General features: G+C 58.9%; 32 protein-coding genes. 15 read left to right on the top strand and 17 right to left on the bottom strand.

What is annotated here, in order from left to right; translation table 11 throughout:
- Positions 1-13 precede the first annotated feature (13 nt).
- Genes cobD through ACR0L4_RS15115 form a run of 3 tightly spaced genes read left to right on the top strand, consistent with a single transcriptional unit; the run spans position 14 to position 3,064 of the window.
- Positions 14-973: a threonine-phosphate decarboxylase CobD gene (cobD, locus tag ACR0L4_RS15125; protein WP_480513899.1), complete on the top strand. Its 960-nt coding sequence runs from the start codon at positions 14-16 to the stop codon at positions 971-973.
- Entirely contained in the window at positions 970-1,890 is a 921-nt protein-coding gene (gene cbiB, locus ACR0L4_RS15120) for an adenosylcobinamide-phosphate synthase CbiB (protein WP_480513897.1), read from the top strand. Before cobD ends, cbiB begins: the two co-directional genes overlap by 4 nt.
- Before the next feature lie 10 nt (positions 1,891-1,900).
- Positions 1,901-3,064, top strand: a complete 1,164-nt coding sequence (locus tag ACR0L4_RS15115) for a lytic murein transglycosylase (protein ID WP_480513895.1) — start codon at positions 1,901-1,903, stop codon at positions 3,062-3,064.
- Between the two features lie 111 nt (positions 3,065-3,175).
- Here the strand turns inward: ACR0L4_RS15115 and ACR0L4_RS15110 are convergent, their stop codons facing one another.
- Positions 3,176-3,973, bottom strand: a complete 798-nt coding sequence (locus ACR0L4_RS15110; protein ID WP_480513893.1) for an SDR family oxidoreductase — start codon at positions 3,971-3,973, stop codon at positions 3,176-3,178.
- A 201-nt stretch (positions 3,974-4,174) separates the two neighbouring features.
- On the opposite strand from ACR0L4_RS15110, the gene ACR0L4_RS15105 reads away from it, so the two are divergent.
- Positions 4,175-4,918 (top strand): HpcH/HpaI aldolase family protein, encoded by a 744-nt coding sequence (locus ACR0L4_RS15105; protein ID WP_480513891.1) that lies wholly within the window; start codon positions 4,175-4,177, stop codon positions 4,916-4,918.
- Between the two features lie 109 nt (positions 4,919-5,027).
- Here ACR0L4_RS15105 and ACR0L4_RS15100 read toward each other — a convergent pair whose 3' ends face one another.
- From ACR0L4_RS15100 to ACR0L4_RS15085, 4 genes are all read right to left on the bottom strand, one after another.
- A complete protein-coding gene (locus tag ACR0L4_RS15100) occupies positions 5,028-5,378 on the bottom strand; it encodes a hypothetical protein (protein ID WP_480513889.1) in 351 nt (116 codons plus the stop codon).
- Positions 5,379-5,432: 54 nt separating this feature from the next.
- Entirely contained in the window at positions 5,433-8,888 is a 3,456-nt protein-coding gene (locus tag ACR0L4_RS15095) for a chromosome segregation SMC family protein (protein ID WP_480513887.1), read from the bottom strand.
- A gap of 141 nt (positions 8,889-9,029) precedes the next feature.
- A complete protein-coding gene (locus ACR0L4_RS15090; protein WP_170752305.1) occupies positions 9,030-9,425 on the bottom strand; it encodes a hypothetical protein in 396 nt (131 codons plus the stop codon).
- A 42-nt stretch (positions 9,426-9,467) separates the two neighbouring features.
- Positions 9,468-10,667 carry an aminotransferase-like domain-containing protein gene (locus ACR0L4_RS15085; RefSeq protein ID WP_480513885.1) on the bottom strand — a complete coding sequence of 400 codons (1,200 nt, stop codon included), beginning with the start codon at positions 10,665-10,667 and terminating at the stop codon, positions 9,468-9,470.
- A gap of 150 nt (positions 10,668-10,817) precedes the next feature.
- Here ACR0L4_RS15085 and ACR0L4_RS15080 point away from each other — a divergent pair, with 150 nt between their 5' ends.
- A complete protein-coding gene (locus ACR0L4_RS15080; RefSeq protein ID WP_480513883.1) occupies positions 10,818-11,585 on the top strand; it encodes a FadR/GntR family transcriptional regulator in 768 nt (255 codons plus the stop codon).
- A gap of 10 nt (positions 11,586-11,595) precedes the next feature.
- Here ACR0L4_RS15080 and ACR0L4_RS15075 read toward each other — a convergent pair whose 3' ends face one another.
- From ACR0L4_RS15075 to ACR0L4_RS15045, 7 genes are all read right to left on the bottom strand, one after another.
- Positions 11,596-12,846, bottom strand: a complete 1,251-nt coding sequence (locus ACR0L4_RS15075) for a glycosyltransferase (RefSeq protein ID WP_480513881.1) — start codon at positions 12,844-12,846, stop codon at positions 11,596-11,598.
- A 100-nt stretch (positions 12,847-12,946) separates the two neighbouring features.
- Positions 12,947-13,876: a glycosyltransferase family protein gene (locus ACR0L4_RS15070; protein ID WP_480513878.1), complete on the bottom strand. Its 930-nt coding sequence runs from the start codon at positions 13,874-13,876 to the stop codon at positions 12,947-12,949.
- Between the two features lie 129 nt (positions 13,877-14,005).
- Positions 14,006-14,566 carry a F0F1 ATP synthase subunit B gene (locus ACR0L4_RS15065; protein WP_170752316.1) on the bottom strand — a complete coding sequence of 187 codons (561 nt, stop codon included), beginning with the start codon at positions 14,564-14,566 and terminating at the stop codon, positions 14,006-14,008.
- 5 nt (positions 14,567-14,571) lie between these two features.
- Positions 14,572-15,123 carry a F0F1 ATP synthase subunit B' gene (locus ACR0L4_RS15060; RefSeq protein WP_170752317.1) on the bottom strand — a complete coding sequence of 184 codons (552 nt, stop codon included), beginning with the start codon at positions 15,121-15,123 and terminating at the stop codon, positions 14,572-14,574.
- Between the two features lie 86 nt (positions 15,124-15,209).
- Positions 15,210-15,434 carry a F0F1 ATP synthase subunit C gene (locus ACR0L4_RS15055; protein ID WP_005981269.1) on the bottom strand — a complete coding sequence of 75 codons (225 nt, stop codon included), beginning with the start codon at positions 15,432-15,434 and terminating at the stop codon, positions 15,210-15,212.
- Between the two features lie 48 nt (positions 15,435-15,482).
- On the bottom strand, positions 15,483-16,241 hold the full coding sequence (locus tag ACR0L4_RS15050) for a F0F1 ATP synthase subunit A (protein ID WP_170531413.1): 759 nt from the start codon (positions 16,239-16,241) through the stop codon (positions 15,483-15,485).
- A gap of 2 nt (positions 16,242-16,243) precedes the next feature.
- Positions 16,244-16,576, bottom strand: a complete 333-nt coding sequence (locus tag ACR0L4_RS15045; RefSeq protein WP_170531415.1) for an AtpZ/AtpI family protein — start codon at positions 16,574-16,576, stop codon at positions 16,244-16,246.
- Positions 16,577-16,807: 231 nt separating this feature from the next.
- Here ACR0L4_RS15045 and ACR0L4_RS15040 point away from each other — a divergent pair, with 231 nt between their 5' ends.
- Positions 16,808-17,143: an ArsR/SmtB family transcription factor gene (locus tag ACR0L4_RS15040; RefSeq protein ID WP_480513875.1), complete on the top strand. Its 336-nt coding sequence runs from the start codon at positions 16,808-16,810 to the stop codon at positions 17,141-17,143.
- 7 nt (positions 17,144-17,150) lie between these two features.
- On the opposite strand, the gene ACR0L4_RS15035 is transcribed toward ACR0L4_RS15040, so the two are convergent.
- From ACR0L4_RS15035 to ACR0L4_RS15020, 4 genes are all read right to left on the bottom strand, one after another.
- Positions 17,151-17,564, bottom strand: coding sequence for a universal stress protein (locus ACR0L4_RS15035; RefSeq protein WP_480513873.1), 414 nt, complete (start codon positions 17,562-17,564; stop codon positions 17,151-17,153).
- A gap of 86 nt (positions 17,565-17,650) precedes the next feature.
- Positions 17,651-17,929, bottom strand: coding sequence for a hypothetical protein (locus ACR0L4_RS15030; protein WP_170752326.1), 279 nt, complete (start codon positions 17,927-17,929; stop codon positions 17,651-17,653).
- 65 nt (positions 17,930-17,994) lie between these two features.
- Positions 17,995-18,909 carry a DMT family transporter gene (locus ACR0L4_RS15025; RefSeq protein WP_480513871.1) on the bottom strand — a complete coding sequence of 305 codons (915 nt, stop codon included), beginning with the start codon at positions 18,907-18,909 and terminating at the stop codon, positions 17,995-17,997.
- Positions 18,906-19,784, bottom strand: coding sequence for a LysR family transcriptional regulator (locus ACR0L4_RS15020; protein WP_480513869.1), 879 nt, complete (start codon positions 19,782-19,784; stop codon positions 18,906-18,908). Before ACR0L4_RS15020 ends, ACR0L4_RS15025 begins: the two co-directional genes overlap by 4 nt.
- Positions 19,785-19,902: 118 nt before the next feature.
- Here ACR0L4_RS15020 and ACR0L4_RS15015 point away from each other — a divergent pair, with 118 nt between their 5' ends.
- Together ACR0L4_RS15015 and ACR0L4_RS15010 are read left to right on the top strand one after the other, a co-directional pair.
- Positions 19,903-20,484 (top strand): FMN-dependent NADH-azoreductase, encoded by a 582-nt coding sequence (locus ACR0L4_RS15015; RefSeq protein ID WP_480513867.1) that lies wholly within the window; start codon positions 19,903-19,905, stop codon positions 20,482-20,484.
- Positions 20,485-20,557: 73 nt separating this feature from the next.
- Positions 20,558-21,298, top strand: coding sequence for an aspartate/glutamate racemase family protein (locus ACR0L4_RS15010; protein ID WP_480513865.1), 741 nt, complete (start codon positions 20,558-20,560; stop codon positions 21,296-21,298).
- On the opposite strand, the gene ACR0L4_RS15005 is transcribed toward ACR0L4_RS15010, so the two are convergent.
- Positions 21,299-21,829, bottom strand: a complete 531-nt coding sequence (locus ACR0L4_RS15005; RefSeq protein WP_480513863.1) for a prolyl-tRNA synthetase associated domain-containing protein — start codon at positions 21,827-21,829, stop codon at positions 21,299-21,301. It abuts the gene before it with no gap.
- 88 nt (positions 21,830-21,917) lie between these two features.
- Between ACR0L4_RS15005 and ACR0L4_RS15000 the strand changes: the two genes are divergently transcribed.
- The 7 genes from ACR0L4_RS15000 to rpsP all read left to right on the top strand — a co-directional run bounded on the left by ACR0L4_RS15000 (position 21,918) and on the right by rpsP (position 26,533).
- Entirely contained in the window at positions 21,918-22,436 is a 519-nt protein-coding gene (locus ACR0L4_RS15000; protein ID WP_480513861.1) for a hypothetical protein, read from the top strand.
- Positions 22,437-22,644: 208 nt separating this feature from the next.
- The gene (gene ffh / locus ACR0L4_RS14995) at positions 22,645-24,147 is read left to right on the top strand and encodes a signal recognition particle protein (protein WP_480513859.1); all 1,503 of its coding nucleotides are present in this window, start codon (positions 22,645-22,647) and stop codon (positions 24,145-24,147) included.
- Positions 24,148-24,684, top strand: a complete 537-nt coding sequence (locus ACR0L4_RS14990) for a GNAT family N-acetyltransferase (protein ID WP_480513857.1) — start codon at positions 24,148-24,150, stop codon at positions 24,682-24,684.
- Positions 24,681-25,271 carry a GNAT family N-acetyltransferase gene (locus tag ACR0L4_RS14985; RefSeq protein WP_480513855.1) on the top strand — a complete coding sequence of 197 codons (591 nt, stop codon included), beginning with the start codon at positions 24,681-24,683 and terminating at the stop codon, positions 25,269-25,271. Before ACR0L4_RS14990 ends, ACR0L4_RS14985 begins: the two co-directional genes overlap by 4 nt.
- Entirely contained in the window at positions 25,268-25,807 is a 540-nt protein-coding gene (locus ACR0L4_RS14980; protein ID WP_480513853.1) for a GNAT family N-acetyltransferase, read from the top strand. Before ACR0L4_RS14985 ends, ACR0L4_RS14980 begins: the two co-directional genes overlap by 4 nt.
- Positions 25,804-26,100, top strand: a complete 297-nt coding sequence (locus tag ACR0L4_RS14975) for a chorismate mutase (protein ID WP_074737903.1) — start codon at positions 25,804-25,806, stop codon at positions 26,098-26,100. Before ACR0L4_RS14980 ends, ACR0L4_RS14975 begins: the two co-directional genes overlap by 4 nt.
- 43 nt (positions 26,101-26,143) lie before the next feature.
- Positions 26,144-26,533: a 30S ribosomal protein S16 gene (rpsP, locus tag ACR0L4_RS14970; RefSeq protein ID WP_170350323.1), complete on the top strand. Its 390-nt coding sequence runs from the start codon at positions 26,144-26,146 to the stop codon at positions 26,531-26,533.
- The last annotated feature ends 4 nt before the right edge of the window (positions 26,534-26,537 follow it).

The following is a 26,537-nucleotide window of genomic DNA, read 5'->3' as shown; positions in this document are numbered from 1 at the left end:
GCGAAAAGTGCAGATGAACGACAACGGTTTGAACCCACGCGCCAAACGTGACCACGGTGGCGGGTTGGACGGGGCCATCGCGCGCTATGGTGGCACCCGTGAAGGTTGGATTGATCTGTCCACAGGAATCAACCCGCACCCCTATCCGATTGAAGGGCTACAAGCCTCGGATTGGGCCGAGTTGCCCGATCAGGGCGCGTTCGAGCAGCTTGGAACAGCCGCGCGACAGTTCTGGTCTGTGCCCAAAGAAGCAGCAATCCTGCCGACGCCCGGAGCTTCGGCTTTGATCGCCCGCATGCCCGCTTTGGCCAAGCCGGGCCGGGTGCAAATCACGATGCCTACCTACAACGAGCACGCTGCTGCGTTCTCTGCGCAAGGTTGGTCAGTGCAGGGCACCAACCCCGCCGACGCCCGTGTCATCGTGCATCCGAACAATCCAGACGGACGATTGTGGCAGGCAAGAGACGCGAATGCGGCGCTGACCGTGATTGATGAAAGCTTTTGCGACGTGACGCCGCAAGCTTCTTTGGTCCATCTGGCAACCCGCCCTGGGGTGGTTGTTCTCAAGAGTTTCGGCAAGTTCTGGGGGTTGGCCGGTCTTCGGCTGGGTTTTGCCATCGGAGATCCGGACCTGATCACCCGACTGAACGACCTGACCGGCCCTTGGGCTGTGTCGGGGCCGGCGCTGCGTGTTGGTACGCAGGCCTTGGTGGACACCGACTGGGCCACTGAAACGCGCGCGCGGTTGGAGGTTGATAGCGCCCGTCTGGATACTCTTGTCACAAAGAAAGGCGCCCGGCTGGTGGGGGGCACAAGCCTGTTCCGTCTCTACGATGTCGACGCTGCAACCACATGGCAAGATCGGTTGGCGCAGGCACATATCTGGAGCCGCGTTTTCCCCTATTCCAAAACCTATTTGCGCCTTGGACTGCCCCCCTCGGACGGATGGGACCGGCTGGAGGCCGCGTTGTGAGCACACCCCTGCTGCTGGTCTGTGCGATGTGTCTGGACGCTGCACTGGGCGAACCCGACTGGCTCTGGTCACGCATACGCCACCCTGCGGTGGCCGTCGGCAATGGTATCGGATGGCTGGATAGGCGTCTGAACACCGGTATGGCGCGGCGTGCCAAGGGTGTGTGCGTCCTGATCCTGTTGGGCAGCTTAGCCTGCGGTATCGGATGGCTGTTGTCGCAGCTTGGCGCTGTGGTTGAGGTTCTGATCTGCGCCATCCTGCTGGCTCAGAAGTCTTTGGTCGCTCATGTCCGTGCTGTTGGTGATGGGCTGCGCCTATCCCTGCCCGAAGGACGCGCAAAGGTGGCCATGATCGTCTCACGCGATACCACGGACATGTCAGAAGAACAGGTCGCCCGATCCGCGATAGAAAGTGCCGCCGAAAACCTCAGCGACGGCGTCATCGCGCCTGCCTTTTGGTTTCTTGTCGCCGGCCTGCCGGGACTGCTGGTTTACAAGGTCGTAAACACAGCTGACAGCATGATCGGCTACCGTACTGAGAAACATCGCGACTTTGGCTGGGCTTCGGCCCGGTTCGACGACCTGTTGAACGTGATCCCGGCCCGACTGACCTGTGTGATGATCGTTGCTTTGTCGAACCAATGGTCCCGATGGGGCGAAATCCTCGGGGACGCCCGCCACCATATTTCACCAAACGCGGGCTGGCCCGAGGCGGCGATGGCGCGCGCACTGGACATCGCACTGGCGGGACCGCGCAGCTATGACGGACAGATTCGGGATCTGGCCTGGGTCAACGGAGACGCTCGGCGCGAAATTGGCGCGTACGAGGTTTTCCGCGCATGCGACATGCTCTGGAAGGTTTGGGGGCTTGCGCTTGTCTTCTTGTCGGTGTGGGTTGGGGTCGACCTGATTGTTTAAAGGACACCCCATGCGCTTACTGCCCGGACTGTTTGCCGCCGCCCTGTTCGCCTCACCCGTAGTTGCCGAATGTGGAGGAGGGTTCAATTCCTTCGTCAATGGGCTCAAGGCCGAAGCTGTCCAGCAGGGCTTTGACACATCGACGGTCAACTTCTTCTTCCAGGGCGTGCAGCAGGACAGTGCGGTTCTGAAAGCTGACCGCGCGCAGGGCGTGTTTCAGAAACCCTTCATTGATTTCTCGCGCCGCCTGATCTCTGCCAACCGGATCGAACGTGGACGGTCGATGTCGCAAAAATACGACGCGGTGTTTGACCGGATCGAGCGGGAATACGGCATCTCGCGCGGTGTGCTGTTGGCCTTCTGGGCATTCGAGACCGACTACGGCGCGTTTCAGGGTGATTTCAACACTCGCAACGCGCTTGTGACACTGGCCCATGACTGCCGTCGGCCCGCGTTGTTCCGACCCCAGATTTTCGCCGCAATCGAGTTGTATAGCCAGGGCAGTTTCGATCCCGCCCGTACTACTGGTGCCTGGGCTGGTGAGATTGGCATGGTGCAGATGCTGCCTCGCGACATTCTGGAAAACGGCGTAGATGGGGATGGAGACGGCACCGTCTCGCTGAAAACCTCGGCCCCCGACGCGTTGTTGTCCGGGGCCAAGATGCTGTCGCATTTGGGCTGGCAACCGGGCCAGCCATGGCTGCAGGAAGTCACCCTGCCCGCGCAAATGGACTGGTCGCTGTCCGGCCCCGGCAAACCGCGCCCGATCACTGACTGGCAGGCGATGGGCGTGCAGGCTCGCAGCGGGTCGTTGGCCAACCTGCCTGCCTCATTGATCCTGCCGCAGGGCCATCAGGGACCGGCCTTTCTGGCCTATCCCAATTTCGACGTCTACTTCGAGTGGAACCAGAGCTTTGTCTATGTCCTGACGGCCGCCTATTTCGGAACCCGTCTGGAGGGTGCGCAGGTCTATGACGCGGGAAACCCGGCACAGGGTTTGTCGGGAGCGCAAATGAAGCAATTGCAAAGCAAGCTGCAGGCGCGCGGATATGACGTCGGCAAGATTGACGGCATTCTGGGTGCCGGGACGCGAGCAGCTGTACAGGCCGAACAAACGCGCTTGGGGCTGCCCGCAGATGCATGGCCGACGATCGAGTTGCTGAGACAGTTGTGAAGCGATGTCGGTTTTGAGCCCTTGGCTTACAGCGAACTGGAACGTTCAAAAGTCTTCTGCAGCTGCTCTCGCCACGCCCTGATCATACTATTGGAGAGATGGTGGATATTGTCAGATTCCCAACGGTCGGTTTACACCACCGTCAACGGTGAAGCATTGGCCAGTTATATAGCTTGAGGCCTCAGAAAGTAGGAATGCTATTGTAGAGCCTACTTCTTCATTGCGGCCAACACGTCCCAGCGGAACGGTCGTTGCCCAATCCGGATGAAACTCTGAGTTCGCACTTTCCATGAGACCAGGCGCTATAGTATTGAAACGGATGCCTTTCGGCCCATATCGATCAGACAGAAGTTTGATAAATCCCTGCAAAGCTAGACGCGTAGGACCAAGAGTGAAGGGCAGTCTGGGTTGGGCTGCCTCTATCCCGGAAATTGCAACAAACGAGCCTCGGCCGTTAGCGCCAATATGCGGCAGCACCGCTTTTGCCAATCGCATCGGTGCAACGACCATCATTTCGTAGTCATCGTGCCAAGCTGGCCAAGGAATATCGAAGACATCACGCGTATATTTTGGGTCGTAGCTGAAACTGTCGCGTGTTGTGGAAGGTGCTGCTGGTAAATCGTAGGCTTTCAAAACTTCACTATGTCTACCTGCACCGAAAACGGCAGAATCAATTCTGCCAAAGGCCTCCAATGCTATCGCTACTGTTTGGTCCACGTCGTCATCACTCAGCACTGAACCAGCAACACCAATACCTCCGGTTTCTTTCGCAATGTCCTGGCAGCCGCTTCGAGACATCAAGACAAGACGATAGCCCTCCGCGCTGAGAGCAAGTGCAGTAGCGGAACCAAGCCCACCGCTTGCGCCAGTAACAATTGCGACCGGTGCGTTGTTGTTGGAACTATTCATGATTGCAACCCTGCTAAGTATTCATTTCATTCAATACGCCATTCTACTTACTAGAGTTTTCTTTGATGTCTTTACAATAATGGTTTGTTCTTCGACTATCCTGCACATACTGGGTAACGGCATGGTCCGCTAAACTGTTCAAAACAAACTTTTTTCAACCGATTATCGTTTGAGGTGCCCGTGCAATCCCGAAAAATGACTTTGAAAGACAAGATTTCCGATCCTACTAAACGTTTGACGGCGCATGTCTGCACCATTCCGTCAGCAGCGGTGACCCAAGCCATGGCGGCGGCTGGAAGCGACGCGGTCATCATTGATATGGAACATGGTGCAATTGATTATGCGACTGCCCACGCGATGATCGCAGCAACGGCAGGCACAGCTTGTGCACCGCTCGTCCGCGTCACAGAAAACGACCGGTCACAGGTTAAACGAGTGTTAGACCTCGGCGCGGAAGGTATTGTTTTTCCGTTGATCCGAACAGTCGAAGATGCCGAAAAAGCCGTTGGCTCTTTGCGCTACCCGCCAAATGGCACACGTGGTTTCGGCCCCTTCCTCGCGCACTCTCGGTGGGGCACATCACTCATGGACTACCGCGAAACAGTTGATGGCCACATGGTGTGTTGTTTGCTGGTCGAAACACGGGATGCAATTGAGAATATCGAAGCAATATGCGAGGTTCCTGGCATCGATGCAATTATTCCGGCGCAGTTTGATCTATCGACGGATTTGGGCGTTTCCGGTCAATTCGACCATCCCGACTTTCTCTCAGCCATAGCCAAAGTCGAAAAAGCAGCGAACTCTGCAGGCATCCCACTCGGCAACGTTGGACTTGCAAAACCTCAAGCAGAAGCGCTATTCGCCAAGGGGTATCGGATTATCGCAGGCTTCGACATTCTATGGCTCAAGGCGATGGCTGCCGAAACACAATCCTGGACGCTATAGTTTGTGCTTCGCCATCCCGCTCAAAGCGGTCCTGGGCACTTCCGAGTCGTACGACGGCCTTGTCCGGGCAGCGGCCATCGGAAGAAGCGATTGAGGATTCATTTCCACCTCACTCCGGTCGCACCGGATACCGATCGCCCTTTTCATCGATCAGGATCAGTCGCTCACCCCTGTGGACGTACAGATCGCAGCGGCTGAAGCCGTTGCGATAGGCGATGCAGATGCTGCCATCCTCGGCGATGGAATAGGTGCCGAAGGCGGACTCGCCACTGGCGTAGGTGTAGGAATAGGCCCCGCCGGCTGAGAATTTGGACTGGCCGTCATCATAGAAGGTGAGGGTTTGCCCCGCCAACGCATCCAGTTCCTGCGGCGTCAGGGGGACGTCTCCGGGCTTTGTGGGCCAGTCTGCCGCCAATAGTGGATTGGCAACCAGCAAGGCAAGGATAAGGTATCTGGTCATGCGATCAGCCTAACCGGATACGCGAGGGATGGCTCATAACGATCCGGTGAGGGATCAGGCGACCATTTGCTCGGCCTTCTTCAGATCGACCGAAACCAGTTGGCTGACGCCCTGTTCCTGCATGGTCACGCCAAACAGACGGTCCATTCGCGCCATTGTCACCGCATGGTGGGTGATGATCAGGAACCGCGTATCGGTCTGGCGGCACATCTCGTCCAGCAGATCGCAGAACCGCGTGACGTTGGCATCATCGAGCGGCGCGTCGACCTCATCGAGCACGCAGATCGGGGCCGGATTCGCCAGGAAGACACCAAAGATCAGCGCCGTCGCGGTCAGGGTCTGTTCCCCGCCTGACAGCAGGCTGAGGGTCGAGAGTTTCTTGCCCGGCGGCTGGCACATGATTTCCAGACCGGCATCCAGCGGATCATCGCTTTCGACCATGACCAGATTGGCCTCACCGCCGCCAAACAGGTGCTTGAACAGCATGGCGAAGTTTGAATTCACCTGTTCGAACGCGGTCAGCAGACGTTCACGACCCTCGCGGTTGAGACTTGCGATGCCGCTGCGCAGGGCTTTGATGGCCTCTTCCAGATCAGCCTTTTCGCTGTTCAGCGTGTCGAATTCGACCTGAACGTCCTTGCTGTCTTCTTCAGCCCGCAGGTTTACAGCGCCCATCGCGTCGCGCTGACGCTTGTGGCGGTTCACTTCCGCCTCCAACGCATCGGCTGCGGGCATCTGATCGGGGTTGGTGTCCAACTGGTTCAACAGCTGGTTCGGTGTCAGTTGCTGATCCTCTGCAATCCGTTCCGCCGCTGCCACCACACTTTCCTTGGCCGCATCACTCCGCGCCTCAGCCGCGGCCCGGCTTTCGCGCGCTTCCGAGGCCAGACGTTCCGCTTCGCGCTCGGCCAGAACGACCTCGCGTTGCTGGGTCTCGGCCTCGGCCAGCTTGTCGGCGGCTTCGGCCCGACGGGCCTCGGCGGTTTCGATCAGTTCGTTCAGTTCCTCGCGCGCCTCGGCGATCTCACCGGGGGCGGCCATGGCATCCGAGAGATCCTCTTCCGAACTTTCCTTGCGCTCGGCCAGTTCCGCGATGCGTTTCTCGGCGGTTTCCAGACGGTGCTTCCAACCGCTGAGGTCTTTCGTCACTTCCTGCGACCGACGGGTGCGCGCTTCTCCCTCTCGGCGCAGTTCATCATGGGACGAGCGATGGGTCAGCATGGTGATCCGCGCGGCCTCGACCGTCTGCTTGATGTCTTCGACCTGCGCCCGGGCGCTATCAAGATCACCCAGATCAGTCAACGCGGCCTCAGCCTCGCGCAGTTGCGCGCGGGCGGACATAGCGTCTTCCTTGTGGCGGTCGACCGCCAGAGCCAGAGTTTCCAGCCTGCCTTGCGCCAGATTGCGATCCGCCTCGGCCCTGCTGAGCGCGCGCGCGGTTTCGGCCATGCGCTGATCGGCGGCGCGGCGGGTGTCACGGGCGCGGCGGTCAGCCTCGGTCACGTCCGTCAGTTGCCGCGACAACGCCTCATGCGCGGCGCGGGCACCGTCGGCCTGCGCCTCGGTCCGGGCAAGCTCCTGCTTCAGCGCTTCCAGCTTGTTCAGCTGTTCCAAACGCAAGGCGGCAGCGCTTGGTGCGTCTTCGGCCCAAGCGCGGAACCCGTCCCAGCGCCACAGATCGCCTGAGCGTGAGACCAGCCTTTGACCGGGTTTCAACAAAGCCTGCAACCTCGCGCCCTGATCCGCATCGACCAGCCCGATCTGGGCGATCCGGCGGCTGAGGCGATCCGGGCCGGACACATGCAGGGCCAAAGGCTCGGCACCTTGCGGCAGGGGCTGGTCACTGTCATAGCTTGCCACCTGAACCCAGCCCGAGGGACCGTCGCCTTCGACCAGTGGCGCACGCAGGTCATCAGCCAACGCAGCACCCAATGCCTTCTCAAAGCCCGAGGCGACGCGCAGCAGATCCAGAACCTGCCCGCCTTCGGCGGTGTCGCGTTCGACAAGCTTGGCCAGCGCGGTCGTTTCGGCGCGGATGGCCCCCAGTTCACCCTCGGCCTCGGACCGCTTGGCCCGCGCTTCGGATTCACGCGCCTGCGTTTCGTTGCGCAGCTCATCTGCTGCAGCCAATGCCTCTTCGGCGGCCTCGGCGGCCTCGCGCGCTTCTTCCTCGCCGTCCTGAGCAGTCGCAAATGCATCGCTGGCACGGGTCAGTGTGGATTTGGCCTCATCCACGGCGGCGCGGGCCTTTTCTTCTTCTCCCTCGGACCGGGCCAGGGTCTTGCGACTGTCCTCAACCAGGCGCTGCGCCGATTGATGGCGCGCTACAAGGCGGGCCATGTCTTCGGTCTCTTGCGAAAGATGGTCCTCGCGCTCTTGCAGAACCGATGCAGCATCACGAGCGATTTCGGCAGCTTCAGCCAATTTTTCGTCATAGCCTTCGGTGGCTTTGGCAAGCTCGCGGGCCTCCCATTGCAGCCGTTCGATCATATCGACAGCGTCCCGGTTCAGACCGGATTCGCGTTCGATGTCGTTGCCCAACTGCTGGATGCGGTTGGTCAGGGTCTCGATCGTCTGGCGCGCGCGCGTTTCCTGATCTGAGAGCTGATCGCGCTGCACTTGGTGGCGCTGCAGGACGGCGGCGGCGATGGCCTCTTCCTCGCGCAGGGGCGGCAGGGTTTCCTCGATCTCGGCACGCTTGGTACCCGCTTCACGGGCTGCAGCTTCGGCGCGGGACGCTTCTGTGATCCGGTCGCGCAGCTTTTCCTCGGCCTGTTGGCGCGCTACATCGGCCTCTTTCCAACGGCGATAGAGCAGCATCCCTTCGGCCTGCCGCAACTGTTCGCCAATCTCACGATAGCGCGCGGCCTGCCGGGCCTGACGCGCCAGTTGCGCCAGTTGCCCGCCCAACTGTTCCAGCACGTCATCGACGCGGGTCAGGTTTGCCTCGGTACCTTTCAGCTTCAACTCGGCCTCGTGGCGCCGCTGGTAAAGGCCCGAAATCCCGGCGGCTTCTTCAAGAATACGGCGGCGGGCGCGGGGTTTGGCATTGATCAGCTCGGCAATACGGTTCTGCCCTACCAGCGCAGGCGAATGCGCACCTGTCGAAGCGTCAGCGAACAGCATCTGCACATCGCGGGCGCGGACATCCTTGCCGTTGGTCTTGTAGGCGCTGCCCACGTCACGCGTGATGCGCCGCACAATCTCGAGCTGATCGCTGTCATTGAAGCCCGAAGGCGCCAGCCGGTCCGAGTTGTCCAGGGTCAGGACCACCTCGGCAAAATTGCGCGCAGGACGCGTCGCGGCGCCGGCAAAGATCACGTCCTCCATCGCGCCGCCACGCATGGATTTGGGGCGGTTTTCGCCCATCACCCAGCGCAGAGCTTCCAGCAGGTTGGACTTGCCGCAACCATTAGGACCCACCACACCGGTCAACCCATCCGCAATGATCAGATCGGTCGGGTCCACAAAGCTTTTGAAGCCGGTCAGTTTGAGTTTGCTAAAGCGCAAAGGCTGCTCGTTTCGTGATTCCTATGGATAGGAAGTCTGCGCAACAGAGAGGCAAGGTGTCAACGTGATTGCGCAGGATATGGGTTGTTTACCCAAGTTATCCACAACATCTTGGCCATTTGGCGCTTGAGTATACGTGTCTCAGTAGGGCGTACACTCAAAGACCTGATAGCCGTAGTCGCCGGAGTAGCCATAGTTGACACATTCGTAAGGTCGTCGGAGCAGCGCACCAAAAATCAGCTTCTCGCCCAATTCGCGGTCGCAACCCAACACGCCCACGGTCACCGCCGCATCGCCCAAAACATCAAGAAGCGGACAGCCCGAGACCTGCGCCATGGCCAGCGCCGCCCGGTCGCGGATCGGACCCAGGCGCGGAGCATATTGTCGATTCACGCGCACGGCCTCGGCCAGCTCGTCGCGAACGCGTACGTCAAAGACACTGCCATTGACCGCCACGCGCGTTGCGGGCAGGTCCCTGAAATATGGCGTGCCGCCGGAACAGGCAGCCAACAACACGAAGGCGAACAACCGGATCATTCTGCAGCATTGCTGCAAATTGGTTAATGAAACCTTTCCAATTCAGGCGCGCAATACCTCTCCCAGGCGGCGGATGCCTTCACGGATTTTTGCCTCATCCGAGTTGGAAAAGCTCAGCCGGATCGTATTGGCCCCGGACCCGTCCGGAAAGAAGGCACGACCCGGCACGAAAGCCAGCTTGACAGTCTCGAGCGCGCGCGCCAACAGATCGGCCCCGTCGGTGCCTTTGGGCAGGGTGACCCAGACAAACATACCGCCTTCGGGCCGGGTCCAGTCCACCTCGTCGGGCATGTACTGGGCCAAAGCGTCCAGCATGGCATCACGGCGCGCGCTATAAACCTGACGCAGCATTGGTACATGCGAGGCAAAGCAGCTCTGCGCGACGTGGTGAACCGCCATCTGGTTGATGGTGGCCGAATGCAGATCAGCGGCCTGTTTCATGAGCACCAGCTGCGAGATGATCGGCTTGGCCGCCACGACCCAACCGATCCGTAGCCCCGGAGACAGGGTTTTCGAGAAGCTACCGCAATAGATTGTTCGACAGTCTTCGATCGTACCTTTTCGTGCTTGCTCCAGCGCCAGAACCGGGGGAATAGGCTCACCCTCAAACCGCAGGGCCTGATAGGCTCCATCTTCGATCACAGCACAGTTCAAATCCTCGGCCAGATCCAGCAGCGTCTCGCGCCCGCGCAGGTCCATCGTTTCCCCGGTCGGATTGGCAAAATCCGGCGAGATATAGGCGAATTTGACAGCGCCCTTTCCTGCCGCCTCGCGATATTGCACAGCCCCGCGATTGCCGTTGACAACAAGTCGGTCATACCGTGGCTCATAGGCGTTGAACGCGGCAATTGCCCCCAAATAGGTCGGCCATCCCACCAACGCCGTGTCGCCAGGTGACAGGTAGAGTTTGCCCAGATAGTCCAGCGCCTGCTGTGAGCCCGAGGTGATCAGGATGTTGTTCAATTCACATTCGATACCGATCTCGCGCATGTGTCGGACAAGCCACTGTCGAAGAGGCCCATGCCCTTCGCTGACAGAATATTGCAGCGCCTGCGCCTGATGTTCCGGCGCCAGCGCCTGCTGAAACGCCTGCGCGAACGCCTCGGCCGGGAACAGCTCGGGGTCCGGGATACCGCCAGCAAAAGAGATTATGCCTGGCTGATCCAGAAGTTTCAGCAGTTCACGGATTTCCGAGGCCTTCATCCGCGACATGCGCGCAGCCTGTTGCGGGTGTTGTGACATGTGGCTCCTCCCACCTGAAATATCGGCAGCCTAGGCAGCAATTAAACAAAGTCAACATTACTGACCTAATGTTACACCACTTGTGACCACCCCATGTTGCGCCTTTCACGGATGTGTGGTCATATGATTTGACCAATTTTGGACTGCACCATGCCCTTTCAGAAAGTTCAGACCGAAAAACTCTCGCTCGCCGTTGTGAAGCAGATCGAATTGCTGATTCTGCGCGGCATATTGCGTCCCGGTGAACGTCTGCCTTCGGAGCGCGAGCTGGCAGATCGCATGGGCGTCTCGCGCCCGTCATTGCGCGAAGCGATTGCCGACTTGCAGGATCAGGGCCTGCTGACTGCCAAAGCCGGGTCGGGCATTTTCATCGCCGAGGTCTTGGGGTCGGCTTTCTCACCCGCCCTGATCCGACTGTTTGGCAGTCACAACGAGGCTGTATTCGACTATCTGTCCTTTCGCCGGGATATGGAGGGTTTGACAGCCGAACGCGCTGCGCGGTCTGGATCAGAGAGCGACTTGAAAGTCGTTCAGACCATCTTTGACAAAATGGAAGCCGCCCATGCCCGAAACGCGGCAGACGAAGAGGCGCAGCTGGACGCTGAATTCCACATGGCGATCATTGAGGCCAGCCACAACGTGGTCATGCTTCACATGATGCGATCCATGTACGACCTTTTGCAACAGGGCGTGTTCTACAATCGCCAGGTCATGTTTCAGCAGCGTACAACACGCGATGCCATTCTGGACCAACACCGCGCCATCAACGATGCCCTACAGATGCGAGATCCCGCCGCAGCGCGGGCTGCCGTCGAACAGCATTTGGGCTTTGTGGAACAATGCCTGGCAGATCAGAAAAAAGCCGACCGCAATGAGGCTATTGCCCGACAGAAACTGATGAATGAGACTACAAAATAAAGTAACATCATTACTCTGTTGTTGCACTCGAACCCGATGCGGTTTTTTCGACGACCTTTTCATAAAGTTCTTTATACTGGTCCGCCACCACCGATTGTGCAAAGCTTTCCACTGCGTGTTGCCGGGCGGCACGCGATGTGGCTTTCCCAGCATCGCTGTCGCGGTTCTGCAGGATAGAGATAATCCCATTCGCGAGGTCCTCAGCCTCAAAAGGCTGGGCCAAGTACCCTTGGCGTTGATCGGGAACCAGATCTGACAATCCGCTGGTCTTGAAGCCCACGACTGGAACACCACAACTCATGGCCTCAACACCGGTGTATCCCAGTACCTCTCGTCTGGACGGCAACACAAAGACATCCGATGCCGAATAGATACGTTTCAGCAACCGATTGTCGCTAACCCTTCCCATGAAGTGCACCGGATAGGGAAACTCTGCGTCGATCTTGTCACTGCCAAATACTACCGCCTGCACATCGGGAACGTCGGAATGCACCCGTTCCATCGCCTCGACAAGGTGAGAGAAGCCCTTGTTGGGGTCTTCGGTGGCTTGAACCGCGCCAAACAATACCAAAGGAGAATCCTGCGGTAGCGCCAGTTCAGCCCGCGCTTGTGTCCTGTCGACAGGTGCCCAGAAACCGGTGTCGATAGCGTTTGGAATCACGGTGACAGGCCAGTCTCGCATCAATGCACTTTGCCGCACGCAGTCGGCCAACCAATTGCTGGGGCAGACGATCTGAAACGGCTTTCTCCAATGCGCGGCTTTTCTCTTGAAGACCCAACGGTTCAAGTCGAATCCTTTGCATTCAGATGACATGTACCCGTCACGCCACCTATCCAACTCGCTCACATGCTCGGCCCCCGAGAACGGCCACATGTCATGAAACGTCCATACCACAGGGCGATTCAGCATTCCGATCTCGGCAATCGAAATCATGTCGGAATTCACCCAGTGCAAATTCAATATTTGCGAGGATTGATTGTTCAAAAAAGCGCCCAAACCAGAGCGTGCAAGGCCAAGCGATGCCAACCCACGGACCTGCTGTCTTGCATACTTTTTTCGCAAGTACCGCGCGAATTCGCGCTGACAAAACCGCGTAGGCGTTCTTTGCGGAACGAATTTTGTAATCCGGTCTTCGTCGGGGCCATCGACTACTGTCATGTGCGAATCTGTTCCAATGGACAACAAAGCATGATGCAGTCGGCGAGCGGCGATTGCGGCCCCGCCGCCCGAAAAACTATGGCTAATGTGGTTTACAAGCATTTGAGAGAATTTCGTTGGTATGCCCGAGTTTCGAAGGTCGGAGCCATTTGATTGTCGTTATCAGGAGGCACCAACCGCAATTAGATTTACACCGATCACTTCAGAGCCTTTTCATCAGTCTTCTAAACTTGCGTCTTAGACGGGTCAAACGACCCGGTCGATAGCTGAAATGCGCCCGCAATGCCTCGAGCGCGACCTTGTCTTCGATGGCCTTTTCCGGGAACGGCAAGTCGTAGTCGTAGCACAGGTCTTTTGGCTTCAGTTCGTCTACTGGACCACAATGGGTGCCTGATCCGTCCAGACCGATATTGTCTACAAAGGATTTGCAAGGAGAAAGACACAAGCCACCCTGCTTGAAAATTGTCGCATACCAGAACACCGCCCAGGTTCGAATTTCGCCACGGACATTGCCCTGCACCTGATCCCAAAAATCTTGGGCACCATTGAGGTTAAATCGATAAATGTCATCTTCAGAGAACTGCTGAACCAGCTTTTCTGGATCTCGCTCGAAATGCTGCCAGCGATCGGCCCAACTGGCCCATCCCCAGCAGCTCATGAAACGCCAGAATACTGCTCCTCGCCGGTCCAACAAGGCTGGAAGGTCTTCGTTGAACCCTGAGACATGCCAGACCCGAGTGTCGTCTTGGTAGCGGTCAAGCGCACGGTTCATATAGGTCAGAAACGCAGGCGAAGTCACTATGTCATCTTCGACAACAATTGCCTTGCCATAAGTCTGCATCGTGGCGGTTACGCCGTCCTGAATAGACTGTGCCAACCCGGCATTTGCCTCACGCGCATGCAGATTGACAGATGCAAAGCCGGTCTGTGCTTCGATCACTTTTCGGGTTTGCGCGACCAGTAACGCGTCATCTTCCGAACGAGGCCCGTCGAGGTAGACTTGCAACTCGGTGTGCGCCGCCAGAGGTGACGCCGAAAGCGCCTGCAGAGTTCGCGCCGTGTGATCCGGTCGGTTGTAGGCGAACAGACAAACTGGTGCCGGATTGGTGATCACGGCTGCCGTTTCAATCATAGCAACTCTCCGTCGGGGTTCACACAAGGTGTTTCTCAACCCAAATGCCAACAAGACTAGTCCAAAAAAAGAAGACCCGAAAGCGATCAGCTTTCGGGTCGCTTTTTGTCGAAGCGGCGTTAGAAACGATCAGTGCAGCTTTTCACCAACATCTGCAATCGACGCATCGATCAGCTTGTTGGCCTGCGCCGCGCTCATCTGTTTGGCCAGAACCGCGCTGGCCGCTGAGACAGCGACGGACACTGCCTGATCGCGGACTTCCTTGACGGCCGACGCCTCTGCCGACGCAATCTGATCCTGAGCTGCCGCCAGACGGCGTGCAATGGATTTCTCCAGATCGGCCTTGGCCTGTTCCGCAGCCAAAGCCGCGTCTTCTTTGGCGGCAGCGACGATGGCATCCGCCTGACCCTGCACTTCGCGCTGCTTGCGCTCGTACGAGGCCAACAGGCTGCGGGCTTCTTCGTGCAGGGCGCGTGCTTCGTCCAGTTCGGACTTGATGCCTTGGGCACGGGTGTCCAGCGCGCCGCCGATCATGCCGGGAACCTTGAAGTAGAACAGGACCGCGATGAAGACGATGAAGCCCAGAAAGACCACAAAGTCCGTGTTGGCCAGCGAGAAGAACGGGCCTTTGGCGGCCAGTGCCGGGCTGGCTGCGCCGAAGGTCAGGATAAGGGCAAGAGTGTTCCGCATGTCGCTTATCCTTTCATCTGCGTGTCAATGGCACTGTCGATGGCTTTGGCATCCGCCTCGCCGCCCAGTGCAGTCACCAGTTCAGCCGCCGTATCCTTGGCAACCACTTGAATGCTTTCCAGCGCACCTGCACGGATATCGGCAATCGCCTTTTCCGATTCAGCCGCCTTTGCAGCGATTTCCGCATCCGCCTTGGCAATCGCGTCATCCAGACCAGACTGGATTTCGGCGCGGGCTTCCGCTGCGATACGCTGTGCCTCAGAACGGGCATCGGCCAGCGCCTTGTTATAGGCCTCTTCGGCCTCGACCGCCTTGGCCTTCAGATCTTCGGCCGCAGCCAGGTCATTTGTAATGGTCCCCTGACGTTCAGCCAGGATTGCCGCAATGCGGGGCAGAGCCACGCGGGACAAGACCAGAAAGATGACGACCAGCGTAATGACCAGCCAGAAAATCTGGTTGGGGAACCAATCGAAGCAGAGCTGCGGCATCCCGATGGCAGAGCCATAGGAGTCGACGCACGAGCCAGCTACCTCTTCTGTAAGGGGTTCAGTCGCCATGATATCCTCCGTCGGAAACTTGTCTTTACAACAGGTGGGCCGCTATGGCTTGGGCCCACCTGCGCGTAAGGATCAGGTTCCGCAGATTATACGGCGAACATCAGCAGCAGCGAGACCAGGAATGCGAAGATCCCCAGGGCTTCTGCGAACGCGATACCGATGAAGAGGGTTGCGGTCTGCGAAGCAGCCGCCGAAGGGTTGCGCAGGGCGCCGGCCAGGAAGTTGCCTGCAACGTTGCCCACCCCGATTGCGGCTGCGCCGGAACCGATTGCTGCCAGGCCTGCGCCGATGTGTGCGAGATCGCCTTCCATGATGTTTCTCCTTACGAATTGGAAGTTTCGATGTTGGGTGTTCGGACCTTAGTGCGACGGATGCAGCGCATCCTTCAGATATACACAGGTCAGAATGGTGAATACGTAGGCCTGGATAAAGGACACAAGGACCTCAAGGCCATACATAGCGGTGATCGCCAGAACGGACACGGGCGAGATCACGGCAATCGCGGCAAAGCCTGCGAACACCTTGATCACCGCGTGACCTGCCATGACGTTACCGGCAAGACGAATGGAGTGGCTGACCGGGCGTACAAAATACGAGATCAGCTCGATAACCGCCAGAATTGGGCGCAGCGCAAGAGGCGCGCTGGATACCCAGAACAGACCCAGAAACGCTGCACCGTTCTTGACAAAGCCCAGAACGGTCACGGTCAGGAACACAGCCAGAGCCAGAGGGATAGTCACGGCGAAATGCGATGTGGTGGTGAACGAGGTCGGAATCAGGCCCAGGAAGTTGGCGCAGACAATGAACATGAACAGGGTCATGACATAAGGGAAGTACTTTACACCTTCCTTGCCGCAGATGTCTTCAAGCATCTTATATACGAAACCGTAGGTCAGCTCTGCGACCGATTGCATGCGCGTCGGGACAATTGCGCGTTTGGACGTCGGCAGAACCAGCAGCAGGATAACGGCGATAATTGCAAGGAACAGCCACAGCGTCACGTTGGTGATCGTGAACATGCCAACCGCACCGTCGCCGAACAACGGCTTAACGATGAACTGGTCCATCGGGTGGAAAACCAGGCTGCTGCCTTCTGCTGCGGTGGTCTCAGTTGCCACGTTCAGTCCCTCTCGTCCTTCTCGGCCGCCTCAGCCGCCGCTTGCTTCTCTTGAACCTCTTTCGCGCTGCGGAGCATAACCTTCACGCCCGCGACAAGGCCCAACAATGTGAACAGCACCAGAAAGATCGGGATCGTCCCGAGCAGGCTGTCCAGCCCGTATCCGATGCCAAATCCGATCCCCAGACCGGAAACCATTTCGATGACCATCCTCCAGGCAAGCTCGCCCCCGGACACGTCAGCATCTGCACGGGGCTTCGGCGCTTTGGCCTTTTTCGCCGCGTCGATCTTGGCCTCCAGCTGCGCCATACGCTGCTTTTGGTCGTCATCGGTCACGGGCGTTTTCCTCGCACAGTCTTGAGGCTAGGTGCTAAGGGGCATCAGGCGCAGAGTCAACGACTCAGTTCCGGGGCAAGAAATACAGTTAACGTGTTGTTTTGTTGTGAAGTTTTGACACACCCGGACAGCCGCGCCAGTGCGTCGCAGGGACATAGCATCAGGAAAGGGCCGTTTCACAATATTCAACCAAATGGTTGACCAAACTTCGGGGCTGTGGTTCAGCGAAGCATGTCAAAAGACCTCGACACCGTATTCGCAGCCCTCGCCGACCCTACGCGCCGCGCTATCCTTGCGATGCTGCTTGAGGATGATATGGCGGTCACCGACGTGGCCGAGCCGTTCGAGATGTCGCTGGCGGCCATCTCGAAACACCTCGTGATCCTCACCAGGGCCGGGCTGATCTCTCAGGAAAAACGTGGCCGAGTGAAATGGTGCAAGCTTGAGCCCGATGCGCTGCGGGCGGCGTCGGTCTGGATGCAGGGGTTCGGACAGTTCGAACCGGTCAACCTGGACGCGTTCGAGCGCTTTCTCGAGATCGAACTCCCAATTTCTGACGATCCTTAAGCCGGGCCTACCTGACCACGAACACAGAAACTTTGGCATGTTGTGCCAGTTTCCCGGCGTGGCTGGCAAAGATGTAGTCCGTTATCCTCGGGGCGTGCGTACCGACAACAATCAGATCAGCGCCGATCTCTTCGGCGGCGCGCGCAAGATTTCCGTCAACCTCGGCAGCAACATCCACCGAATGAATGTTGCGCGTCTCGACCTGTGTCCCGCTTTGCCCGGCAATCTGATCCGCCAGCGCCGACAATTCGTTGGCAATCTCTTCCTTTGACTGCGTGATGTCCCCGGGTTGAGTGCCGGTCACACTGACAAGCGTAATCCGGGCTTTTTGCCACTTGGCGATTTCCGACGCGACTGCGGTTGCCCTTTGAACTTCTGGCGGCATGTGCAGATCGACGGGGATCATGATGTGATTGAACATGATGTCCTCCTCTTCCGGCCCGAGTTTCTGGGAAAAGGCAGCGTTTTGCCTTGATCTGGCTCAAGACCGAGAGGGCGAAAAAATTGTCAACCTTGCTGGCTGTACGCCACATTTACTATGACACCGCCGGGGTCGGCGCGGCAGACCCATGGGGCGTCAGCGCCCGCAACGTTGACAGAGATAAGCGTTCCGCCGGGCTCTGTCCGCGTTGATATCGCCGCGACATCCTCTGACGCCACACCCGTTTCGGCTGCAACCAATGCCTCGCAACTGGCTTGAAGATCGGCTTTGTCGATCTGGCCTGAGTCACTGACACCACAGGCAGATAGCGCCACGAATGCTCCAACAAAAACGATCCGATGCAATTTACTGTCCTCTTGATGGCGCAACTCCAGACTGAGCCTGCCACAACCTGGCACCGGCGCAAAGATCAATCGGACGCATGGTGGACCTGGGCCGGTATGGGGGTCTCTTCTTTCAGCAATAGAAGCAGAGCCAGAACAGTCAGCGCGACCCCACCCAGGATCAGTCCGGTGGGCACACCATTGCCCAGCGCGATTTCCCACAGGATCACCCAGCTCGGCACCAGATAGGTGTAGGCCATGACTTTGGCCGAAGGCAGGCGCAGCGCAGCGAACTGCACCAGAACAAAGCTGGCGGCGGTTGCAAAGAACGACAAATAGAAAAGCCCGACCCAGAACATCCCCGAAAGGTTAGCCCAGTCCGTCGCAACAATGTCGCGCCAGCCAAATCCTGTCAGCAGCAGGCAACCCGCTACAAGGGTACCAAAGGTGAAAACCACCGCTGGTTCGCCCCGGTTCAGCTTCCGCACCATGGGCGTATAAACCGCGTGCGCGACGCAGCCCCAGAAGTAGATGATTTCACCGCCGCCGATCGAGAAAGCCCGGAACAGCTGCCAATCCGCGCGAAAAATCACCCACAGCGCGCCTGCGGCACCGACCACAAGTGCCAGAGCCATGCGCGGCGTGGTAATCTGGCGCAAAAGGAACCAACCGGCTACGGCCGATATCACAGGCGTCAACGTGAACACAGCCGCCGCACTGACCGGTCGAGCGGTTTGCAGGCCATAAAACATCAGCACGAAATAAGTAGCGAACAGTGCCCCCAACACAAGGTACCGCCACGGCGCGCGTGCAGCGACACGCGGCAAACCGGTGGTCGCAAGCGCGGCCAGTCCGATCACCACCGCCGCAATTGCGAAACGCATTGCGTTCAGCGCCGCCGGGGCAATCTCGTTGGCGATGATCGAACCCAGCGAGAAACTGCCCGCCACCAAAGCTGAGAAAGTCAGCATGGCCAGATGGCCACGCGCCTGCGAGGTCATGGGATCCAGGTCCGCGCTTCGTCCTTGAGGAATTTAAGGAAGGCCTGCACCTTTGTGGTACGATGCAGATCAACATGTGTGACAAGCCACAGCTTGCCTGACAGTTCGGGCAATATCTCCATCACCTCTTCCAGGTCGGAATGGCGCGCGGCTTCCCAGCGGGGCATAAAGCCTATACCGGCCCCGGCGCGCACGGCTTCGGCCACGTTGAAATTGTTCGAACAGCGAAAGGTGATTGACTTGTCCGGCGCATTCTCGCGCAGCCACCGCGAAAATGGCGCACGGCTGTTCTCGTCGTCGGCGCCCACAAAAGAGTGTTGGGGAAAATCCTCAACGCCAGACGGCTTGCCCCGACGCGTAATGTAGTCCTTGGAGGCATAAAGGCCCATGTCCTGGGTCAGGAACGGCTGCACCACGTTGTCCGGCTGGTCCGGAGCTGAACCGGCGCGGATCGCCACATGCGCCTCGCCATATTCCAAGCGGAAAAGACGGTCTCCGGTCAAGTAGCGCACGATCAACTCGGGATGTTCTCGTTGGAACGCGCTGAGGGTCGGAACCAGCAGCGGCGCCAGCGAGGCCAGCGAGGTCACCACAAGCTCGCCCGAGACATCATCGCCGCGCCCTTTCATACGTCCGACCAACTGGTTGAACTGGTCCTCGGTGGCTTGGGCGACACGCAACAGGTCCTCTCCGGCCTCGGTTGGCGTATATCCGCGCGCATGGCGTTGGAACAGTTTGACACCCAGCCTCGCCTCGATGGCGTCGATATGACGGATCACCGTGGCATGGTGTACGCCCAAAACCTCGGCCGCCCCGCTGACAGTGCCCATCCGCGCAACCTGATAGGCGGTTCTGACTTCATCCCAGTTGTCCATGGCCTGATCACCATTGTGCAATTTCCAACAATAACTGTGGATGTAGCCGGGTTTTGTTCGACCACGCAACACTCATATTGAACCTGAAAGCAAATTATCCATCCAAAGGACGAAGGACATGACCCACACCACACTGCATATCGATGCCTCGGCCCGCCGCACAGGATCGACCACACGCGATCTATCGGACCGGATCGTAAAGCACCTGAATCCCGAACGCATCATACGCCGAGACCTTGCCTCGCCGCTGCCCCTGCTGACCGAGGATTGGATCGCCGCCAATTTCACCCCCGCGGACCAGCGGGATGCAGTGCAACGCGATCAACTAGCCCTGTCCGATGAACTGGTATCCGAATTGCAGCGCGCGGACACAATTGTAGTCGGCTTGCCGATCTACAATTTCTCGGTTCCCGCCGCGTTCAAGGCGTGGGTTGATCTGGTTGCCCGCGCCGGCCTGACATTCTCGTACACTGAAAGCGGGCCAAAAGGCCTGTTGGACGGCAAGCGCGCCATTCTCGCGGTTGCATCGGGCGGCACCGCTGTCGGATCCGAGATCGACTTTGCCACTGACTACGCCAAGCATGTTCTCGGCTTTATCGGCATCACTGACGTCGACGTGGTAGCCGCAGATCAATTGGCCATAGATGCCGAAGCGTCGGTTGAAAATGCCCATAAGGCCATTGGTAAACTTGCTGCCTGAACAGGCTCTGGTCAAAGAAGACTGAAACGTTCAATCTGCGCGGCAACGACGATGTGCAGATTGGGCGTTTGGCATGAAAAAGATAGGAATACTCGGCGGTGTCGGCTGGGCCTCGACCGTCGATTACTACCGCGCTATTTCCGAGGGGGCAGGTCGATACTTCGCCGAACGCGGGTACGGCGCGCCTCTCCCCATTCCCCCAATGACGATCGAGTCCGTCACGCAGGCAAAAACACGGGCCTTGCGCGGCGTTGCCGGGGACGAGGCCAGCTGGGCCGGGTTCGACGCCGTGTTCCGGGATGCTCTGCGAACCCTGGAAACAGCTGGCTGCGACTTTGGCATCATCGCTTCGAACACGCCGCACGCAAGGCTGCACGCAATCCGACAGGGTGTCACGATGCCCATTCTCAGCATCTTTGATGCCACGGCCCAAGTGACGGCCTCGACCAATGCCACTTATGCGCTGGTTCTGGGAACAGCCGTGACCATGCAAGCCACAAACTACGCCGACACGCTGCGCGAGGTCGGCATCACCGCAAACGCACGGCTGCCTGATCCCGAAATTGCCGAGATGCAGGACATGATCGACAGTGAGTTCTATGGCGGCGCTTCTGCTGGTGCGCGCGCTAGGCTGCTGGCCTTCTGCAACCGACATGCCACACCCGGAACCGCCATTCTGCTGGCCTGTACCGAGCTACCTCTGGCCTTCCCCGATCATCTGGACGATCCGGTTTTCGAGGCCGACGGGCATCTGTTCATCAACCCCTCGGCCGCGCATGTTTCGGCGGCCTTGAAACTGGCCCTTGAGGACTAGTCAGGGCAGCCAAACCACCTCGGCTCCGATCCGGTCGAAAAACGCCATCATATCCGCCCGTGCCATCGCCACGGTCCGGTCGTTCACCAGAGGATGCATATAGATGACATCTGCCTGCTGTGCGGCGCTGTCCATGAAGAACTGAACACTGTTCTCAACTCCGTTGATCATTGCCAACGGGCTGACCGCTCCGGGCCGGATGCCGAGGGTCTGAAACAGGCGTTCTGCCGATCCGAAAGACAGGCTGCCGACCCCGAGTTCAGCGCCAAGTGCCTTGAGATTGATCTCGCGGCTTTGCTCTAGCGTGACCAGATAGTTCCGTTTCTTCCTGTCGCGCAGATACAGGTTCTTGAGGCGCAAGGTGCTCTCGCCGGGCACCAGAAACTGATCTTCGACACCTTTCGCATCTTCGACAGTGCGCAGCGGGACATGAGTATGCAGCCGATAGCTCAGGCCCCAGGCATCCAACTGCGCCAACAGGGCGTCGGAACTGAGCGGCAATGTGTCCTGAAAAGTGGATGATGCGTCCATGAGACCCTCCTGTTTCACGCGCTCATCGCGTAACTCGTGGGTAAATTCAAGCCACGACAGCCTGCAATTTCAGTGTTAGCGTGCCGCCATGAAAGTGACGCGCAACACTCCGGACCAGTTGATCCTGTCCAATACGCCCTGGCTGATTGGCATCATGTTGGCCATCTTTATCCTCTGTTTCGTTGGCGCAGGCCTCTTCATGGCCACCGAAGGGGGTGAGGGCATCTTGTTCGGCCTGTTCTTTGCCCTGTGCGGTGGCGGATTGGGCTTTGGCGCCTTCTGCGTCTTTGTGCGGCGCGTGCAGGTTGTATTGGACCGTCGGAAGAACAGCATCCTGATCCGTCGCCAATCGGTCTTTGGATATGACGCCGTGGAACATGAGCTGTCGAACCTGTCCCATGCAGAGGTGGAAACCACCACCTCGACGCGTGACGGGACCACGTCCAAGATGCATCGTCCCGTCCTGATCCTGGAAAAGGGCATGAGCGCGGGACGTCACCCGATTGTCGAAGCCTATATCAGTGGACGCGGCGCGCAGCGGATGGCCGATGCGGTCAATGACTGGCTTCCGGCGCGCAAGGTTGACTCTGACAGCCAATCCGCCTAAAGCCCCCTCCAAACATCCGGAAGCGTCTGATCTTCCGGTCCCTTGAGTCGTTCAGGGATCGCCCCCCACCAGCGAGTTTCGCCCGTGGGGGCAATGCCATTTGGCATTACCCCCACGTCTAAACAAGTGGGAGGGGGCAATTGTGCATTTAACCGGCATTTCCTACTTAGGGGATGCCACATCTAAACCGGCATAGGAGGCCGCAGGCATGTTTGAAAATCTATCCGAACGCCTCTCTGGCGTCTTTGACCGGCTGACGAAACAGGGGGCGCTGTCCGAAGAGGACGTCAAGACCGCCCTGCGCGAAGTCCGTGTGGCCCTGCTTGAGGCCGACGTCTCGCTGCCGGTGGCGCGCGAATTCGTCAAGAAGGTGCAGGAACAGGCGACCGGTCAGGCGGTGACCAAATCGATCACCCCCGGCCAGCAGGTTGTCAAGATCGTGCACGACGCGCTGGTCGATACTCTGCGTGGCGAGGAAGACCCCGGCGCGCTGAAGATCGACAACCCGCCTGCCCCAATCCTGATGGTCGGCCTGCAGGGCTCGGGTAAGACAACCACCACCGGCAAGCTCGCCAAACGCCTGAAAGAGAAAGAGGGCAAGAAGGTCCTGATGGCCTCGCTGGACGTCTATCGTCCGGCGGCGATGGATCAGCTGGCCGTCTTGGGTACGCAGGTTGGTGTGGACACACTGCCGATCGTGCCGGGCCAAAAGCCCGTTGATATCGCCAAGCGCGCCAAACAGCAGGCCACTTTGGGCGGCTATGACGTCTATATGCTGGATACCGCGGGCCGTCTGCATATCGACGAAGTCCTGATGGACGAGGTCGAGCAGGTCCGTAACGTTGTTGACCCGCGCGAGACGCTTCTGGTGGTCGACGGCCTGACCGGTCAGGTCGCCGTTGAAGTGGCCGAGGAATTCGACGCTAAGGTCGGCATCTCGGGCGTGGTCCTGACCCGTATGGATGGTGACGGGCGCGGTGGTGCGGCGCTGTCGATGCGCGCGGTCACCGGCAAGCCGATCCGCTTTGTCGGTCTCGGCGAGAAGATGGACGCGCTCGAAACCTTCGAGCCGGATCGGATCGCCGGTCGTATTCTGGGCATGGGCGACATCGTTGCTCTGGTCGAAAAGGCCCAGGAAACGATGGAGATGGAACAGACCGAGCGCATGATGAAGCGCATGGTCAAAGGTCAGTTCAACATGAACGACCTGAAAATGCAGCTGGAACAGATGATCCAGATGGGCGGCATGCAGGGCATGATGGGCATGATGCCGGGCATGGGCAAGATGGCCAAGCAGATGGATCAGGCCGGTCTCGACGACAAGGTCCTGCGCCAGCAAATCGCGCTGATCCAATCAATGACCAAACGGGAACGCGCCAATCCGCAGCTGCTGCAGGCCAGCCGCAAGAAGCGTATTGCGGCCGGTTCGGGGATGGAGGTCAGCGACCTCAACAAACTGCTCAAGATGCACCGGCAGATGTCGGACATGATGAAGAAAATGGGCAAGATGGGCAAAGGCAAGATGCTGAAACAAGCCATGAAGGGCATGTTCGGCAAGGGCGGCCCCTCGCCCGAGGAAATGGCAGCAGGTATGGACCCGAAGGCGCTGGAACAGGCGGCCAAAGCTATGGGCGGACGCGGCGGTCTGCCCGGAATGGGTGGCGGCATGGCTCTGCCCCCGGGCCTCAGCGGGTTCGGGAAGAAAAAGTAAGTGACCCTTGCGCCCACCATAACCACCGCGCGCCTGACGCTGCGCCATCACCGGCTTGATGACTTCGAGCCGATGGCGGCGCTGTTTGCGACGGATTGGGCGCGGTATATGGACGGGCCTTATTCGGCGCAGGACCTGTGGTCGATGCTGGGCTCTGACGTGGCCAGCTGGCAGTTCCTGGGCTTTGGCGCATGGGCGGTCGATCTGACTGAAACCGGTGAGCTCATCGGTCAGGTCGGGATCAACAAACCCCCGAAGTTCCCGGAAACCGAAATCGGCTGGTGCATTTTCCCCGGATTTGAAGGCAAGGGCTTTGCATTCGAAGCAGCCTGCGCCGCGCGCGACTGGGCGTTTCAGAACACCGCTTCGGCGACTCTGGTCAGCTATATCGATGCGCCAAACATTCGTTCAATCGCGCTGGCCAAGCGGTTGGGGGCAATCGAAGACCCAAGCGCAGCACGCCCGAACCCCGAAGATGTCGTCTATCGTCACCCTCACCCGGATGAGCTGCAAAGCGGATCGGAGGTCTACGCATGACCTTCCGGTTCGAAGCAGCACCGAATGCTCAAAGTGTTGAGCTGGCGACTCGGGTGGCGAATGCCATTCCCATGCTCGAAACCGAGCGTCTGGTTCTGCGCGCGCCGCAATTGTCGGATTTCGACACTTATGCCCATATCGTTGCCAGCCCGCGTGCGCGGTATCTGAGTGTCATGTCCCGCGAGGATGCTTGGTACGATTTTGCCCAGATGGTCGCCATCTGGTCGCTACGTGGCCATGGCATGTGGTCGGTCTGCGCGAAAGACACTACGCAGCTGCTGGGTTTTGTCGTGCTGGGGTTCGAACCCGAAGACCCCGAACCCGAGCTTGGCTTCATCTTCACCGAAGCCGGTGAGGGACAGGGTTACGCCTTTGAGGCTGCCTCAGCCGCACGCGATTTTGCCTTCGACCAACTCGGTTGGGATACACTCGCCAGTTTTGTCGTCAAGGGAAACGAACGCTCTGAGCGGCTTGCAGAAAGACTTGGCGCTTTTGTTGAGCGCGAGATTGCTGAAGAGGAAGGCGTTACTCTGGTGTATCGCCACCTTTCGACCGATGACGACGGCGGGATGGAGGCCTACGCGTGACCTCATTTACTATTCCTACCGTCGAGACCGAGCGCCTGATCCTGCGTTCGCCACATCTGGATGATCTGCCTGCGATGACCGAATTCTTCGCCACCAAGCGCAGCCATATGGTCGGCGGCCCTAAGGACGCGCTTGAAAGCTGGAGCTCGCTGTCGAACAGACTGGGGCATTGGGCGTTACGTGGCTATGGCCTGTGGCACCTGACCGAAAAAGCCAGCGGCGCATTCGTGGGATGGGCTGGCATGATCTATGTGCCGGGCTGGGCCGAGCCCGAGCTGGGCTGGACGCTGATGGCAGAGGCCGAGGGCAAAGGTCTGGGCTTTGAGGCCGCGCAGGCTGCGCGTGACTACGCCGCCCGACATCAGGGGCTGAACGGGGTGATTTCCTACATCGCCCACGCCAACGACCGCTCGCGCGCACTGGCCGAACGCCTTGGCGCGACGCTGGAGATTGAGAGAGCCGAGCTTTTGGGCAAGCACGCTCAAATCTGGCGTCACCCGCAGATTGACTTGACCACCGAAAGGACCGGCCAATGACCAACCCCGTGACACAGGCTGCCACGCTGTTGAAAGAGCATCGCGAAAGCATCGACCGGCTGGACGCGATCCTTGTCTACACGCTGGGCGAGCGGTTCAAGCACACGCAGGCCGTTGGCAAGCTCAAGGCCGCACACGACCTTCCCCCGTCCGATCCTTCGCGCGAAGCCGCGCAGATCGCACGGTTAGAAGACCTGGCGAAAGAGGCCGATCTGGACCCCGATTTCGCCAAGGCTTTCCTGAACTTCATCATTCAGGAAGTCATCCGACACCACAAGAAACATCAGAATTAACCGGAAACGATCCCGGTAAACGCCATCTAAAGGAGATACCACCATGGCAATGAAAATTCGTCTCGCCCGCGGCGGCTCGAAAAAACGTCCCTTCTACCGCATCGTGGCTGCTGACAGCCGCATGCCGCGCGATGGCCGCTTCATCGAAAAGCTGGGCACCTACAACCCGCTGCTGCCGAAAGACAGCGAAGAGCGCGTGAAAATGAACATGGAGCGCATCCAGTACTGGCTGGATCAGGGCGCACAGCCCACCGACCGGATCGCGCGTATGCTGGAAGCCGCTGGAACCCGCGACAAGGCCGAGCGCAACAACCCCAACAAGGGTACTCCGGGCAAGAAAGCTCAGGAGCGCGCGGAAGAAAAAGCTGCCAAGGCGGCTGAAGCTGCCGAAGCCGCTGCTGCACCTGCTGAAGAAGCAGCCGCAGAAGAGTAAGCAG

The organism is Ruegeria sp. AB5 (assembly GCF_056542645.1).
Note: the sequence above shows the minus strand (reverse complement) of the source record. Positions and strands in the feature narration are given on the sequence as shown.